Genomic DNA, 16,243 nt, shown 5'->3' on the forward strand with positions numbered 1-16,243 from the left:
TGCTACTTGAATTCGGCGTCCGCGAAGTCGGCCAGGGTATCCGGCGAGCCGGTGATGAATTCGATCAACGTTGTGATATCGAGCAGATTATGCAGAGCCTGCTGAGTCAGTTTCCCGGGATGTGCGGCAACCCGGTCAAGGGCGCGGGGGTTGAGGTAGTCCGACATCGCCTCGCAGCGCCGGTTCCGCCGGGCGATGCATTGGATGATCGGTGACGCAGCCGGGTACGACCTGCCGGGCCGGCGTATATCCCTGAGACGTTGGGCCAGGGACGGGTATCGGGACACCAGCGTGATCAGCGAAAGTCTGCGTCGATATGCTGACGATGTTACGACGCCGCCTCTGGTGGCATCGGCGATGGCGGCCGCAGGCGGCGACAGCCGCGCCAGGAATGCAGCGTAAAGCCGGTGGTTCTTCTTCTGCTCCCAGGAACAGGACATGACCTGTCGGAAGAACGACTGGTCGTAAAACGGCGTCGCGTTCCACACGGCGGAGCGGTTGCGATCTTCCCCCTCGAACAGCCAGTTTACGCCGTGTTCGTAGAACATGAAGTGGATGTACTTCTGATCGGGTGATTCTTCCGGGTACGACGCGACCTGGGCTTCAACCTGTTCTAAGATTCTTTCCTGAGATATGCCTGTCAAATCCGCCACCATCGCCGGCGGCATAACGCGGAACTGGCTGGTAACGTATCTTGCCACTGCCCGAGGTGAAGTCAGGCGGCGGGGGGGACGAAGGTCGGGCAGCACCTTGTCTCCGCCGTCCCCGGAGAAAAAAGTGACGTTACGACCGAACCGTTTTTCTATGTGGTCGAGAAATCGGATGTCGGAAGCCATCGCGGAACTGACCAGGCCGCCTTTGATATTGAAAATCTGCCGTACTTCCCGGCCGGTCGGGGGCGGCAGGTTAACGAGTTCCCAGTGAAGTTTCATGCTGTCGGCCAGTTCGCGAGCGCGGACGGCATCGATGCTTGCGCTTCCCCGGCCGTCGTCGAACGTCACGGCGTTAAATCGGCTCCCGGCGGCCAGGAGCCCTGCCGCGACGGTGCGGGAGTCCAGACCTCCACTCAGTGACATGACGTTATGCCCGTCCGGGTCGGCCTGCCTTTGGCAGGCTGCGGTGAAGCTTGAAACCAGATCCTCAACTACGTCCGCGGCCCGTCGGGAGACATCGTTGCCTCTGAGGTCGAACCGGTGCAGCGTCTGCCGGTGGACGTCGCCGGTCGGCGGGTGACACCGAACAAGTGTGGCCGCCGGCAACCGACGCACGCCTTCCAGGAGCGTCCTGCCGCCCAGGGGAAACCCGAACAGCAGGTAGTGAGCCACGGCCGCTCGGTCCAGCGACAGGGCGTCCGCGTACCGCGGGAAGAACATGATTTCCCGTGACAGGCAGAACCGCGACCCGTCCTGGTATGCGTACACCGGGAGCCTGGCGAGCGTATCGTTAAGGAATGCCCAGCCGCCCGTCCGCTTCTCCCGGGCGAGGACGACAAAGGCGCCGTCGTGACGCTCCAGCCAACTCCGAATCCGGACGGCTGTGCCGGCATCGTCATCGAACATATCTCGCGCCAGCGCGAGGACGTCGGCCCGAAGATCTGCGCCGGTGCAGCCGTACACGTGTCCTTCGACGACGACGAGATAATCCGGCTCGTCCAGAATAACGACCGGGTACTCCGGATAACGGGTCAGGCTCAGCCGGACGGCCCCTGATTCGTACACCGTCTCCCGCCGGTAGCGCTCGTCGTGCAGCAACTCGTCGAGCGACCGGCTGAATTTAGCCCCGTTATGCTCACCACCCGGCGAGCACAGGAAGGTGAAACCCGGCACAACCAGTCTCCTTGACGCCAATGCGGCGCAGGCTATACGTCTCGCGCCAAGTTACCTTATCACGGCCGAGGTGTAAAGGATGGTTTGCAGTCGGATGGTGCTCCGGCAGTCCGAATGCCCGGCGGCGTTATCGAAGGAGCGACATCTTTCGCACGGCGGTGCGATCGTTCACCGCGAGGCGGTAGAGGTACACGCCGCTGGCGGCCTCGTTGCCGCTGCTTGTACGGCCGTGCCATGGCACCACGTGACGCCCTGCCGCCATTACCTCGTCCTTCAGGATCGATACGATCTGCCCGAGAACGTTGTGGACGTCCAGCCTGACATGGGCCGGCTGCTGCAGATCAAAGGCGATGGTCGTGGCGGGGTTGAACGGGTTGGGATAGTTCTGCTCCAGCGAAAAACCCTGCGGCGCGGCATCCTGATCTTCATCGGACCCGGTAATGAGCGAGCCGGCGCACGTAATCTGGCGCGTTGTCATCCCCGGTGCCACGGCGGTGAGTTTGCAGACCGTGTTGGGATCGGCCGGGCCGTCCAGGATTGTCCGGCCGCGCATGTCGGTCATCGCCGTGGCGATCAGTTCACCTTCGATGGACAGGACGATACGGCAGCCATCGACAGGTATCCCGTCGCACGTGACCGCAACGTCCATTCGCCCGGAGTCCCTTGTTACCTTTACCGCCGGTGTCACCGGAACCTGCAGGTATATCCTCAGGGAGGGGTCGCCGAAGAAATTCTGCCCGTACACGAGGTCGCGGTACATGAAGTGGGCCGCCTTGGAAGCGTACACGGCTTCGACCGCCGGGCACTCCGGGTGGGCGAAAAGTGAATCGAAAAAGGACCTGTGCAGGAGGTGACTGAGGTTGACCCACCCCCAGCGCGAATACGCCACAAACGCCACCGCTCCGGCCTGTCCGGCCGCAAGGAACGTCTGAACGAGATTGGGCCCCGTTTCCAGAAACGGCGGCTGATCCTTGTCGAATCCCCCGTTGGCGCAGGCCAGGGAGTAGTACAGCGAGCTTTTCCCGTTGGCCGCAAGACCGGTAACGTTGTCGTTGTTGAAGAGCGACTTCGGCCATTCGTTATAGTTCGAAGTCCTGACGCAAAAGGCATCGTTGCCCCCGTGGGCGATGACGTTCACTATGCCGTACCCCTCGGAGAGGACGCTCTCAAGATCGTGCGCCGGCGGGTTGGTGGGGTTGGCATCGTCACCGCTAAGCCGCTCCACGCCGCTGATGGTATCGATCAAAAAGCAGTCCGGGAACGCCTCCGCGATCAGGCCGTGCTGCCCCGCCTGGCCGTAGTCGCGCATCTGGTCGGACGAGAAGAAGAAGGCGCGGGCCAGGTAGTCCCGGTCCCCCTCCCCGGGAGACATCTCGTACGCGATCAGCTTGCGCGTGTAGTTTTCGATTTCTTCCGGAGTGTTGAACGGCAGCCGTCCGACCAGCAGTTCGGGGAAAAGGTCCGGCCGGTCATGCAACGGTTCGCCCCAGACACCGTCGTTGTCGGCGTCCCACTCGCCGGTGAGATCCGCGAAGTACAGGTCACAAATCTGAAGATAATGCAGCGACGGTGTGCCGTACGTGTTGAACGCATAGGCGTACCTGATGGGCAGAACGGTCTCGTCTCCCCCAAGAAGCACGTAACGGCCGCCTGACTCATGGAATGCCTGCAAGTACGCCCGCAGTCGCTCGGCGTCGTCCCTGCCGTCACAGGTCGCCAGCACGTCCTCGATAAGCGTGAGTTGCGTTTCGTATCCCGTCTCGGTTCGATAGCGGGCGAGCGGTCGAAAGGCATCGGCCAGCGCCCCGGACGTAACGATGACATAACCGGGGACGGTCGTGTCACTCAGGGCGGCGGACCGCGATGACCGCGAGATCGTTGACGCCGCGACGTTCCTGCGGTCAAGGAGCGCGTCGGGTTCAACGAGACGGGAGCCGACGTACAGAAACAGCGACTCGCAGAAGGTGGCGTTGCCGCAACTGTCGACGGTTACCGGAAACACGAGAAGGTCCGCGTACCGCCTGCCGTCGACCTCCAGTTCTCCAAGCGCAGCCACGTGAGCGGTGCCCGTTACGGAACCGGCCTCCGACAGCCAGCCGGGCGCGACAACGGGTTCGGCTTCGGACGTCGGCACGTCCGGCGCAAGTACGTCCGGTCCAAACTCAGCAATCCTCTTGGCCGGGCCGGAGAATGCCCTTACGCCGACCACCGTTTCCCTCCCGTAGAGTTCTACCAGGCAACTCTTGGCGGGAAGCGAGAGCGTTCCAACCACCGGCACGACGCTGAAATCGTCGTACCGCACTTCGACGACACTCTCCCTGACACTGAGGTCTGATGCCGCGAAGGAGATGGTAGGTCTCTCTGCCGACTGCGCGTAAGCAGCGAGGACTAAGGCAAGCACGGGACTCCAGTGGCAGGCTTTCATCGGTCGTTCCTCGTTTCACGTTGAACCCGATAGAGAACGTGCAAGCCTGCTGCCCCCAAAAGCGGGGGGCTTGACCTGAAATTGACAGAACTACAACCGTATGTCCGGCAGCCAATTACGGAGACAAGGCTGGTCGATCAGGAAAATTGTTCCATCTGATTGTCGGCGGAGGCAGTGGGATTAAGACAATATATGGTGGGACATTACCGGTTCTTGGAGCGAGTTTCAGCAAAGACTGCTTTGCCTCACGTCTTGCCAATCCACAACGGCTTACAGGATTGGCGATATTTCTCTTCTGTTACCCATTGGAGTGTCTTCAGTTAAGAGGCGAAAGAACTTTAAAAAACCGCTTGACACCGAGTGGTGAATTTGTGAGTTTATAGACGATTTTTGGGTGAGAGTGGTAGAGAATGGGGAGCAACGTTTGACCGGACTCTATGGCAAATTTCAAACGACCCTTGATAACAAAGGGCGGTTCGCAATTCCGGCCAAGCTTCGAGCCGCAACCGGGCCCGACGGCACGCGGCTCTTGGAAGGGGAACTGGTTCTCACCAAAGGACTGGAGGGATGTCTGAGTATTTATCCGGCGGTCGAGTGGGAAGAAATACAAAGACGTTTTTCCTCTCTCAATTTCACCCAGAAAGACTTCCGTTTTTTCAGTCGCCGGTTCTATTCTGCTGCAGGTGTTGTCACGCCCGATCGTAACGGACGAATACTGATCCCCTCGCATCTGGTCACGGAAGCCAGGCTCAAGCGCGAGCTACTGGTTATCGGGGTCAATCGCTGGGTCGAGATATGGGACCCGGATCGCTTCGCGTACTACCTGGAGCAATTCGCCGGAAGTTACGAGGAAGTAGCTGAGCGGTTGTACACCGGCCATGACCAGCGGTCGGAGTAACGTTGGCCACCTGCCGGTCATGGCGGCAGAGGTGGCCGGGCTTCTGGTCACTGATCGTGACGGTGCCTATCTGGACCTGACGACTGGCGGTGGAGGACATCTCAAGTCGCTGGCAACACGACTGGGAAGCCGGGGACGGCTGTTCGGTATTGATCGCGACCAGGAGGCGGTCGACCGGGCTACCCTGGCCCTCAAAGAGACAACACATGTTCGGATGATAATTCGGGCGGCCTTCGCCGATCTTGCGGCGGTGGCCGGTCGGATCGGGGAAGAGTCGTTTAGCGGTATCCTGCTGGATCTGGGAATATCCTCTTACCAGTTGGAGGATCCCGGGCGTGGTTTTTCGTTCAGACATGACGGTCCGCTCGACATGCGATTCGACACTTCGTGCGGGCGTCCAGCTTCGGCCCTGATTGCCTCGTTCGATCAGAAGCAGCTAACGCGACTCATCCGTCAGTACGGGGAGGAGAAGCAGGCGGCACGGATCGCCACGGCAATTGTCAGGGAGAGACAGAAGCAGATGATTGGCACCACCCTGCAGCTGGCCGACATCGTCCTCAACAGCGTCCGGCCTCCGCACCAGACCAAGAGCCTGGCGCGCGTGTTTCAGGCGTTCAGGATCGCCGTCAACGATGAGCTCGACCAACTGGCCCGCGTCCTGCCCCTGGTCCTGGGGTTTCTTGTCCCGGGCGGGCGGCTGGCCGTCATTTCCTACCATTCGCTTGAAGACCGCCTGGTAAAACGTTTTCTCCAGGCCGAGACGAAGGGCCGTTGTACGTGCCCGCCGGGGATCCCCCTCTGCGTGTGCGGAGCCCGTCCGACCATGAAGACGGTGACGCGCCGCGCCTGCGCTCCCCGTCCGGACGAGATTGCACAAAATCCGCGGGCCCGTTCGGCGCGTCTGCGCGTGGGGGAGAAGTTGTAAACGATGGCTCGCTCGGTTCGAAAGTTCAAGGAGACCGTTCAGATACGCTCGGCGTTTTTCCAGCGCCTGCGCTGCCACAAGTATATTCCCATCGGTGCCATTGCCTTCGGCCTGCTTGCAGCCGCCTGTGTTCACGTCTGGCAGCGCGTGATGGTGATTGAGCTGGCCAAGGACGTTGCCGCGTTGCGCGCGGAAAACCGGTCCCTGGTCGACGACGTGAAGAAAACCAGCTCGGATATCGCGGCCCTCTCCATGGCCTCGCGAGTTGAGCGGTACGCCCGCGACACCCTCGGGCTGCAACCGGTGACGGCCGATCGCCTCTTTACGCTGATCAAGAAGTCAGAAAGGGAAATCCCCCCCGACGAACTGACGGCCATGTTCTCGTCAATCAAGCGCGTGGCAGACTACCTTCCGATTGTCACGGAAGCCCAGGCATCAGGCCGGGAACTCCGTCCCATCAGGTTTGACACCGTTGCCAGGGAAGGATCAGCCAGGTGAAGCGGACGCGTATGGAGAACAGACGCCTGGGTGTCCTCGTTTGCCTGGTGGCCGTGTTCTTCCTGACGGCGATGGCGCGACTCGTACAGCTACAGGTGGTCAAGCACGACCAGTGTCGTGAGATCGTCGACAGCCAGTCGCGCGGCAAAGTTGTCATTCCGGCGGCACGCGGCATGATTTACGATCGCTACGGCCGCGTGGTGGCAAGAGACGTCGCCGGTTCGGCGCTGTACGCCTACCCCCACGACGCGGGCGAGCTGCAACGGGTGTCTTCCTTTCTTGATCGTTACTACCACCTGAAGCCCGGCTCGGCCATCCGGAAGTTCGGGCTGTCAGTGTGCAAATTTCGCTACATCACGCGCCGCCTGAGTGACGAGGAGGCCGAGAGGATCGCGCAGGCCGCCCCCCGCGGACTGTACCTCCGTGAACAGAGCCGAAGAGAGTATCCGTTCGGCGTGGTCGGCAAACAGGTCCTGGGATTCACTGACATCGACAACAAAGGGCAGTCCGGTTTTGAGTGGGCCTCTGATTCCGTTCTGGCCGGTCAGACCGGCCTGGCCGACATTCTCCGCGACGGCCTGCGCAACACCATCCGTGTCCGGGAATCGGCCCTCGTCAAGCCGGTGCGAGGGACTTCGGTGGTGCTCACCGCAGACTGGCGGCTCCAGGGCATTGTCGAAGGAGAGTTGCAGGCGGCGGTGGATGAGTATCAAGCCCGCTCAGGGGTAGCCGTTTTCCTCGATTGCCGCAACGGTGACGTCCTGGCGATGGCTCACTATGACCCGACGGAAAGTGATCGTCTGCATCCGACCAAGTGCCGGGCCGTGACCGATCAGTTTGAACCCGGCTCGGTCCTGAAGGCCTTCACCGCGGCCGGGCTCCTTGATGCCGGTGTGGTCAAGCTGGATGATTCAATTTTCTGCGAGGAAGGACGCTGGAAAATCGGCCGCCGGATGCTTCATGATGACAAGGAGCACAGCTGGCTGACTTTTCGCGAGGTGTTCGAGCTTTCCAGTAACATCGGCGTCGCCAAATGTGCCATTCAGCTCGGCGGGCCGGAGTTGATCGAGACGTTTCGCCGGTTCGGCCTGGGGGAGAAGCCGGGATGCGGATTGCCGGGAGAAACGGGAGGCGTCCTTCGCACCATGCGGTGGTCCGAATACAACGTCGCCTCTCTCGCCATGGGGCACTCGGTGGCCGCCAGCCCGCTGCAAGTGGCGGCCGGCTTTGCCGCTATTGCCAACGGCGGCGATCTTGTTCGCCCCCGACTCGTGCTTGGCACCGTGGACGAGAAAGGATACGTGCGTCCGACGGAAGAGCCGGAGAGTTTCGGGCGGGCTTTCAACCGGTCGACCAGTGACTCACTGCGGGTTCTTCTGCGCGGCGTGGTGGAACGTGGCACGGCGATGCCGGCGCACTCGTCAAGCGTGTCCATTGCCGGCAAGACCGGCACCGCTGAAATCCCTGATCCGGAGCACGGGCGGTACTTCAAGAACCGGTTCATGGCGTCCTTCGCCGGATTCTTCCCGTACGAGTCGCCGGTTATCGCAGGCATCGTGGTGCTTGAAGACCCCAGGCCGATCACGTACGGCGGTTACACGGCCGGGCCGGCCTTTCGCCGCATTGCCGAGCGCTACACGGTGAGCAACCCGGACCTGTTTGCAGTTCCCGAACAAACACTGGTTGCCGACGCCAGGCGGCTCGACAGGACCGTCGAGACGCCGGATTTCGTCGGGCGTGACGTCGTCCTGGCCAGACAGATGGCCGGCCAGCGGGGGATTATGCTGCGCACATCCGTCGATGAGGGGACGGTGGAGTGGCAGTATCCCCCGCCGGACCGGCTGGTCTTTGCCGGAGACGAAGTGGTGGTCGCCGTCCGGCCACACGACCCGGACCGGAGGGTCATGGCCGACCTTCGCGGCATGACCGTACGGCAGGTGGCGGCCCTTCTCCACCATCAAGGTATAAAGTTTGTCATAGAGGGAAACGGCCGGGTAGTTCGGCAGTCCGTCCGGCAGGGCCATGTCCTGTCGGCGGCGACGGTCTGTCGGCTAGACTGCCGGCCGGGGTAAGGAGCTTGCTATCACTCTCGGAGAACTCATACGGGGATTCGACGAGGCCGTGCTGCACGGCGACGGTGCAGTGGAAATCGCCCGGGTGGAATACGATTCCCGGATGATCGGCCCGGACTCCCTGTTCTTTGCCGTAAGAGGATATCGCCGGGACGGCCACGATTTCCTGAAGCAGGCTTACGACAACGGTGCCGTTGCGGCCATGGGCGAACGCGACAACGGTGACCCTATCCCCACGTACGTCCACGTCCCCGACATTCGCAAGGCCATGGCGGACGTTTCGGCCCGGTTTTACGGCAGCCCGGGGCAGAAGCTCAAGGCGTACGCCGTTACCGGGACCAACGGCAAGACGACCACCTGCATGATGCTGCGGGAGATTCTCGCGTTATCCAACGGCTGCACCGGCCTGGTGACATCGCAGGTCTACGATACGGGGAAGGAAAAGTTCACGGCGGAGCGAACGACGCCGGAGTCGCTCGACCTCCAGCGCCTGCTGTACCTCATGAAGAAAAACCAGTGCGTCAACGTCGTGATAGAAGCTTCGTCGCACGCGCTCGTAATGCACCGCCTGGACAACGTCAATTTCCGCGTGGCCGTATATACGAATCTTACCCGCGACCACTTGGACTTTCACAAGACCATGGAGGAGTACCTCAAGGCCAAGGCGTCGCTCCTGGACAAGCTGGACGGCCGTCTCGGGCACGCCGTGATAAACCTCGACGTCCCGGAGTTCAAACCGTTGTTCGGACGGGCGGTGGCATCTTTTCTCAGCTACTCACTGGATAACCGCCAGGCCGACGTCCGCTGCGGGGAGCACGCGTTCAGGGCGGACGGCACGATCTTCGATCTTGTCACGCCGATGGGAAACCGAACCGTCCGCATTAAACTGCCCGGCCGGTTCAACCTCATGAACGCCCTGGCCGCCGCCGCCGGCGGGCTGGCCAGCGGTGCCGATCTCGACAGTGTCGTTGCCGGCCTTGAAAGAACGATGCCGGTGCCGGGCCGGCTGAACTCGATCGACGTCGGACAGCCGTTCGCCGTGTACGTCGATTACGCCCATACCCCGGATGCGATTGAACGCCTGTGCGAGGCGGTTCGTGAACTCAGCCGGGGGCGCCTGCTGCTGCTGTTCGGCTGCGGGGGCGATCGCGACCGAGGCAAGCGGCCCATGATGGGCCGGGCCGCGGCCAGGTGCGCCGACTATATCGTAGTTACGTCCGACAACCCGCGCGGCGAGGATGCCCGGGCCATAATCGGCGACATCAAGCCGGGGCTGAAGGGCGCGGAATACGAGATCCACGTCGATCGCAGGGAAGGAATCGCCGCTATAGTGCGCAAGGCCGGGCCCGGGGACGCCGTGGTGCTGGCCGGCAAGGGAGCGGAAACCTACCAGGAGATCAAGGGGGCCCGACACCCCTTTGACGAGGTAGCCGAGGTGAAGGCGGCCGTTGCGTCGCTGACTCTCGACGAAAAGACAACGGACGAGGGCAAGTGATCACACTGAGTTTCGACAAGCTTATGCGCGTGACCGGTGGGGCGCTCAACGAGGCGTCTCACGGTGATCAAACGTTCCGCGGGGTCTCCATTGACAGCCGCACGCTGAGTCCGGGGGAATTGTTTGTGGCCTTGCCCGGAGAGCGTAACGACGGTCACAATTACATAGACCAGGCTATCGAGCGCGGCGCCGCCGGCGCCCTGCTGCAGTCCGAGGCCGTCCGGTCATCACCGGCCCGGTATCGCTTTCCTGTCGTGGCCGTGGCGGACAGTCATCAGGCCCTGATCGAACTGGCTCAACATTACCGGGAACGCGTCGGCGCCAGGCGGGTCGGTATTACCGGCTCCAACGGTAAGACGACGACCAAGGAAGTTGCCTTCCGCCTGCTCCAGGCAGTCCAGGACGGAGTGTTTCGGTCACCGGGCAACTACAACAACCTTTACGGCATGCCGCTGGCGTTGCTGGCCATGCCGCAGGAGACGAAGATTGCCCTGCTCGAAATGGGCATTTCCTCACCGGGCGAGATGACTCGCCTGGCGGAGATTGTACGGCCCGACGTCATGCTTATCACCAACGTCGGCCCGTCTCATCTTGAATTTCTCGATTCGGTCGAGGGCGTGGCCCGGGCCAAACTCGAAGTAGTACCGACCATGTCGGCCGACCAGCCAGTGATTATCAACGCCGACGACGACGTTCTCGTGCGGGAAACGGTCAGGTTGCGCAAGGACTACGTATCCTTCGGCATCAGGAAACCGGCCACGTTCACGCCGACGGCGGTAAAGCGTGATGCCTCCGGCGTGACGGTAGTGCGTATCGGCAAGGCCACCTTCCGGCTTCCACTCTTCGGACAGTACCAGGTCTACAACCTGCTGGCGGCGTACGCCGTTGTGCATACGCTCGGCGGTCGCCTTGACGGCGTCGATACGGCGGCACTCAGCTTTGAGTCCGTGCCCCTGCGCGGTGAGACGGTGACCAGTCACGGTGTCACGTTTATCGTCGACTGTTACAACGCCAACCCGGACTCCGTCAAGTCCGCCCTGGCGTCGTTTGCCGAGTGCAACGATCACGGCCGCCGGCTCATAATCCTGGGGGATATGCTCGAACTCGGCTCGAGCAGCGAGCGGTACCACAGGGAAATAGGACGAGCCCTGGCTGAACTGACGTTCGATTACGCGGCCCTGGTCGGCCCTATGACGCGGCACACGGTGGACGAAGCGGTCAGCGTCGGTGTGGCTCCGAACGTATTGGAGCACTTCGAGAGCGCCGACCTGTGCGCCGAAAGGATGAAAGCCAAACTTCGCGACGGTGACCTGGTCTACGTCAAGGGCTCGCGGGGAATCGGCCTGGAAGTGATCGTCCGGCAGTGGACCGGGCGGGAGGAGGAGGCCTGATGCTGTATCATCTGCTGTATCCCCTTACCCAGTACCTCTCGGGGTTGAACCTGTTCAGGTACATCACGTTCCGGACGACCGGCGCCACCGTCACAGCCATCTTCATTTGTCTCGTTCTGGGGCCGTTCTTCATCCGCCTGCTGCGAAAGTACCAGGTGGCGGAGAAAATTCGCCCGGACGGGCCGGCCAGCCACAAAAAGAAGGAAGGCACACCGACTATGGGCGGCCTGATCATTCTGGCCGGGATAGTCATCCCCACGCTGCTTTGGGCCGACCTGACGAATTACTATGTCCTGATGGTTCTTCTGGTGACCGTCTGGCTGGGCGCCATCGGCTTTATGGACGATTATCTCAAGGCCATCCGACGCCAGTCCAGGGGGCTGGTGGCGAGGAAGAAGATGATCGGCCAGGTGCTCCTGGGGGCCGTCTTCGGCCTCCTTCTGACCTACGTTGCTCCCGGCGGCCTGTACGACGGCACGACCGGTATTCCGTTTTTCAAGAACTACGTGCTGAACCTCGGCGTCGTGTACGTGCCGTTCATCATTATCGTCATCACCGGGGCCTCGAATGCCGTGAATCTCACGGACGGTCTTGACGGTCTCGCTATCGGTCTGTGCGCGCTCTGCTTTGTCGCCTTCGGCGGCATGGTCTACGTAAGCGGCCGTTTGGATTACTCGAGCTACCTGCAGATCGAGTACTTCCCGGGCACCGGCGAGCTCGCGGTTTTCTGCGGCGCGGCGGTCGGTTCCGCCCTCGGGTTTCTCTGGTTCAATTCACATCCGGCGGAGGTCTTCATGGGGGACACGGGATCTCTTGCCCTCGGCGGGGCGCTCGGCGCCATCGCCATCCTTATCAAGAAAGAACTGCTGCTGGTCATCGTCGGGGGCGTGTTCGTCATGACCGCCCTGTCGGTGATCATTCAGGTATTGTCATACAGGTATCGAGGCGGGAAACGCGTTTTCAAGATGGCTCCGCTTCACCACCACTTCGAGTTGCTCGGGTGGGCGGAGCCTAAGGTAGTTGTGCGATTCTGGATCATTGGAGCGCTGTGCGTTCTTCTGACTCTGGCGACGCTGAAGGTAAGATGACGGCGGAAGAGAGAATAAACGGTCGCAAGATCGGTGTTGTCGGGATGGCTCGTTCCGGCATGGCCGTGGCACGACTGGCGCTCAAGCACGGCGCCTCTGTCTTCGTGTCAGATGCCGCGCCGCCGGCCGGGCTGACCGGTCAGACCGATGAACTGTCGCGGGCGGGAATCGAATTCGAGACCGGCGGGCACACCGAGCGGCTGCTCAGCCGCGATTACCTCGTGTTGTCGCCCGGCGTGCCGCTGACCGTGGAAATTCTGCGGGCCGCCGCCGAGAGGGGTATCCCGTTTTTCTCGGAACTGGAATTTGCCTCCTGGCTTTACCGGGGAAGCATCATCGGCGTCACCGGCTCCAACGGCAAAACGACCACCGCCTCTTTACTCGGCGAAATCCTCGCCGCCGACGGGCGAGACGTGCGCGTATGCGGCAATATCGGCCTGCCCTTTGCCGAGGTGGTGGAAGCACTGACCGAATCGTCAGTGGCCGTGGTGGAGGTCTCGACGTTCCAGCTTGAGACCATCGCCGACTTCCACCCGCACGTCGCCGTCATCCTTAACCTGACTCCGGATCATCTCGACCGGCACGGTACTTTCGAAACCTACAAACGGATCAAGTACCGCATAACTGAGAACCAGACCGCGGACGACTATTTCGTCCTTAACCGGGACGATGCCGAATCCATGGCCGATGACCCGCCGTCGCGCGCGTCCCGCCTGTATTTCAGCACCGGCCGGCGTGACGGTGTGGCCGCCTTCGTTGATAACGGCACTTTGTACGTGCAGGTATCGGATGCTCCGGCCGCTGTCGTTCGGTGCGACGAGATTCGCATTCCCGGTCCGCACAACCTGCAGAACGCCGCCGCTGCGGCCGTCGTGGCGACGCTGTGCGAGGTCGAGGCCGCCACCATCGGGGACGTACTGCGGTCGTTCCCCGGTGTGGAACACCGCCTGGAGGCGGTCGGAACGGTGGCCGGCGTGGCGTTCGTCAACGATTCCAAGGCCACCAACGTCGACTCGGTCTGTTATGCCCTGAAGTCCCTGCCGGGACCCGTCCATCTGATATGCGGCGGGCGGCACAAGGGCGCCGGTTATGATCCGATCATTGCGGCCGGGCAAAACAGAATCAAGGGGTTGGTTCTCATCGGCGAGGCGCGTGACATGATATTTGAGGCCCTGGGCAGATCGTTCCCCGCCCGGTTCGCCGATTCCCTCGAGGAAGCCGTCCGGAAAGCGTTTGAAGATGCCGTGCCGGGCGAGACAGTGGTCCTGTCGCCGGGCTGTGCCAGTTTTGACATGTTCGACGATTTCGAACACCGCGGCCGTGTCTTTAAGACCGCCGTGCAGGCGTTGAAAAACAATCGAAACAGCAATGAAAAAGTCTCGCGCTGAAAACCGCTACGACGAGGGGTTGCTCCTCGGCTACCTGGTCACACTGGTCGCCGGGCTGATCATGGTCTACTCGACTTCATCGATCATCGCTGAGAGCCGTTTCGGTTCGCACCTGTATTTTCTCAAGCATCAGATGATCTGGACCGTGCTGTCACTTTTGACGGTGTTCGTTATCTACCGGCTGGACCTGAAACGGCTGGCCGTGTACTCGGTGCCCGCGCTTATGCTGACTTTCGTCCTGCTTATGCTTGTGTTTGTCATGCCCGCGCGAAACGGTTCTCACCGGTGGTTGACCATGGGGCCGCTGACCCTGCAGCCCTCGGAATTGTTCAAGTTTCTGGTTGTGGCTTACCTGGCTTTTTCGCTGTCCAATCCAAAACGGAATCTCGGCGACCCGAAGCAACTGGCATTTCCATACGTGCCGATAATCGGCCTGGGCCTGGCCCTGATCCTGGCTGAACCCGATCTTGGCACCTGCGTGGTGCTGTGCCTGACGGCCCTGGGGATGTTCTTCCTGGCCGGGGCGCGTCTGAGGCATCTGTATGCGGCGCTCGTTCCCCCGGCGCTGATCGCGTCGTTCTTTGTGTTTGTCCTTGGATACAAGAAGGCCCGCATCCTCGATTACGTTGCGTCCGTTATCGATCCCATTCAGGGCGGCTACCACGTCAGGCAGGCGGCCCTGACGCTCGGCTGCGGCGGCCTGCTCGGCACCGGCCTTGGAGAAGGCCGTCAGAAGCTCTTCTACCTGCCGTATCCCCATACCGATTTCGTCTTCGCGGCCACTGGTGAGGAGATCGGCCTGCTCGGGCTGTTGCTCGTCATGGGTCTGCTCTCGTTCCTGTTGTGGCGGGGGTGGAAAATCGCCGCGGCGCAGCCGGACCGGTTCGGTTTCCTGCTCGGAGCCGGCATGACCTGGTCGCTCTTTGTCAACATCGCGATCAACATCGCCGTCGTGACTTCCCTGCTTCCCGTCACGGGGCTGGCCCTGCCGTTCTTCTCCTACGGCGGATCTTCACTTCTGATGTCGAGCGCGGCGGTGGGCGTCCTGCTGAATCTTTCGCGGAGGGTGGCGCGATGACCGGCGCGGCGAGATCGGCACGTCTTCTGTTCGCCGGCGGTGGTACGGGTGGACACCTGTTCCCGGCCATCGCCATCGCGGACCGTGTCACTGAGCTGCTCGGTGCCGGACGGAGCATAGACATTCGCCTGGTCGGGACGAAACGGGGCCTGGAGTACCGGATCAGGGAATCACTGGGGTATCCGTTGGACGTGATCAGCGTGCGAGGACTGGCACGTTCACTCACCATTAAGAACCTGCTGGTGCCGTTCGTGCTGCTGGGGGCGATGATCAAGGCACGCTCGTTGCTCAACCGTTTCCGGCCCCACGTCGTCGTCGGCACGGGCGGCTATGTATCGCTGCCGGTTCTCAGGATGGCGGCGGCCGCGAAAATCGCCACCGTCCTGCAGGAGCAGAATTCCTATCCCGGCATTTCCAGCCGCAAGATTGCGCCTCACGCGGCGCGCGTCTATCTCGGGTTCGAGGGCGCGCGGCGGCACCTGCGTACGCGGGGACGGGTGATGGTGACCGGTAATCCCGTGCGCCGTTCGATCACGAGCGGCAATCGACAAGAGGCTGTCGGAGTTTTCGGACTGGATCCGCGGAAGAAAACGATCCTGGTTCTGGGCGGCTCCCAGGGAGCACGTGACCTGAACGCGGCGATTTTGAAAGGCCTGAAGGCGGCTTCACTGCCCGAGGGTTACCAACTGTTGTGGCAGACGGGGAAGAGGGGTTACAAGGACGTGATCGCGCAAGCGGGTGAAAAGGTAGAACCTCACTCCCTCTTCCCTTTTGAAGAGCGCATGGACCTGGTTTACGCGGCGACCGATCTGGCCATTGCGCGCGCCGGAGCGCTCACGCTGGCCGAACTGCAGGCCTGCCATATCCCTGCCATTCTGATTCCTTACCCGTTTGCGGCCGGCGACCATCAGATCAAGAACGCCCGCGAGGTTGCCGACAGCGGCTTTGCCGAGATTATCGAGCAGGCGGAACTCGACCGCTGCGATCTGCTCGAACGGGCTGTCACCGTCTGTCGATCCGGTCGGGCGGACCGGATGCGGGAGAGTATCATCAGGGCGACTACCGATAGAAAACCGGCGGTGGACATTATCGCCGAGGATTTGATCGACTTGCTGGAACAGCAACAGGCATGGGAGGGCGGCGTTGACTCGTGAGCTAT

The 16,243-nt window shown here is 61.7% G+C and carries 12 protein-coding genes; 10 read left to right on the plus strand and 2 right to left on the minus strand.

The features are described from left to right. Positions 1-2: 2 nt before the first annotated feature. Together VMY05_12135 and VMY05_12140 are read right to left on the minus strand one after the other, a co-directional pair. The gene (locus VMY05_12135) at positions 3-1,826 is read right to left on the minus strand and encodes an asparagine synthase-related protein (GenBank protein ID HUV31822.1); all 1,824 of its coding nucleotides are present in this window, start codon (positions 1,824-1,826) and stop codon (positions 3-5) included. A gap of 127 nt (positions 1,827-1,953) precedes the next feature. After that, complete coding sequence (locus VMY05_12140; GenBank protein ID HUV31823.1) at positions 1,954-4,251, minus strand: C25 family cysteine peptidase; 2,298 nt, start codon at positions 4,249-4,251, stop codon at positions 1,954-1,956. Positions 4,252-4,675: 424 nt separating this feature from the next. On the opposite strand from VMY05_12140, the gene mraZ reads away from it, so the two are divergent. The 10 genes from mraZ to murG are packed head-to-tail and all read left to right on the plus strand — an operon-like array spanning position 4,676 to position 16,238. Continuing rightward, the gene (gene mraZ, locus VMY05_12145; GenBank protein HUV31824.1) at positions 4,676-5,149 is read left to right on the plus strand and encodes a division/cell wall cluster transcriptional repressor MraZ; all 474 of its coding nucleotides are present in this window, start codon (positions 4,676-4,678) and stop codon (positions 5,147-5,149) included. Further along, entirely contained in the window at positions 5,130-6,074 is a 945-nt protein-coding gene (rsmH, locus tag VMY05_12150; protein ID HUV31825.1) for a 16S rRNA (cytosine(1402)-N(4))-methyltransferase RsmH, read from the plus strand. Before mraZ ends, rsmH begins: the two co-directional genes overlap by 20 nt. A 3-nt stretch (positions 6,075-6,077) precedes the next feature. Next, positions 6,078-6,572: a hypothetical protein gene (locus tag VMY05_12155; GenBank protein HUV31826.1), complete on the plus strand. Its 495-nt coding sequence runs from the start codon at positions 6,078-6,080 to the stop codon at positions 6,570-6,572. Positions 6,573-6,583: 11 nt separating this feature from the next. Further along, entirely contained in the window at positions 6,584-8,644 is a 2,061-nt protein-coding gene (locus tag VMY05_12160; protein HUV31827.1) for a penicillin-binding transpeptidase domain-containing protein, read from the plus strand. A gap of 28 nt (positions 8,645-8,672) precedes the next feature. Next, positions 8,673-10,139 carry a UDP-N-acetylmuramoyl-L-alanyl-D-glutamate--2,6-diaminopimelate ligase gene (locus VMY05_12165; protein HUV31828.1) on the plus strand — a complete coding sequence of 489 codons (1,467 nt, stop codon included), beginning with the start codon at positions 8,673-8,675 and terminating at the stop codon, positions 10,137-10,139. Beyond that, positions 10,136-11,530, plus strand: a complete 1,395-nt coding sequence (murF, locus tag VMY05_12170; GenBank protein HUV31829.1) for a UDP-N-acetylmuramoyl-tripeptide--D-alanyl-D-alanine ligase — start codon at positions 10,136-10,138, stop codon at positions 11,528-11,530. The genes VMY05_12165 and murF overlap by 4 nt, the downstream gene beginning before the upstream one ends. Continuing rightward, positions 11,530-12,618: a phospho-N-acetylmuramoyl-pentapeptide-transferase gene (gene mraY / locus VMY05_12175; GenBank protein ID HUV31830.1), complete on the plus strand. Its 1,089-nt coding sequence runs from the start codon at positions 11,530-11,532 to the stop codon at positions 12,616-12,618. Before murF ends, mraY begins: the two co-directional genes overlap by 1 nt. After that, entirely contained in the window at positions 12,615-14,006 is a 1,392-nt protein-coding gene (gene murD, locus VMY05_12180; protein HUV31831.1) for a UDP-N-acetylmuramoyl-L-alanine--D-glutamate ligase, read from the plus strand. Before mraY ends, murD begins: the two co-directional genes overlap by 4 nt. Continuing rightward, positions 13,987-15,084, plus strand: coding sequence for a putative lipid II flippase FtsW (gene ftsW / locus VMY05_12185; GenBank protein ID HUV31832.1), 1,098 nt, complete (start codon positions 13,987-13,989; stop codon positions 15,082-15,084). Before murD ends, ftsW begins: the two co-directional genes overlap by 20 nt. Further along, positions 15,081-16,238, plus strand: coding sequence for an undecaprenyldiphospho-muramoylpentapeptide beta-N-acetylglucosaminyltransferase (gene murG, locus VMY05_12190; protein HUV31833.1), 1,158 nt, complete (start codon positions 15,081-15,083; stop codon positions 16,236-16,238). The genes ftsW and murG overlap by 4 nt, the downstream gene beginning before the upstream one ends. Positions 16,239-16,243: the final 5 nt, after the last annotated feature.

This window comes from Acidobacteriota bacterium, from assembly GCA_035529075.1.
Classification (GTDB): domain Bacteria; phylum Zixibacteria; class MSB-5A5; order GN15; family FEB-12; genus DATKXK01.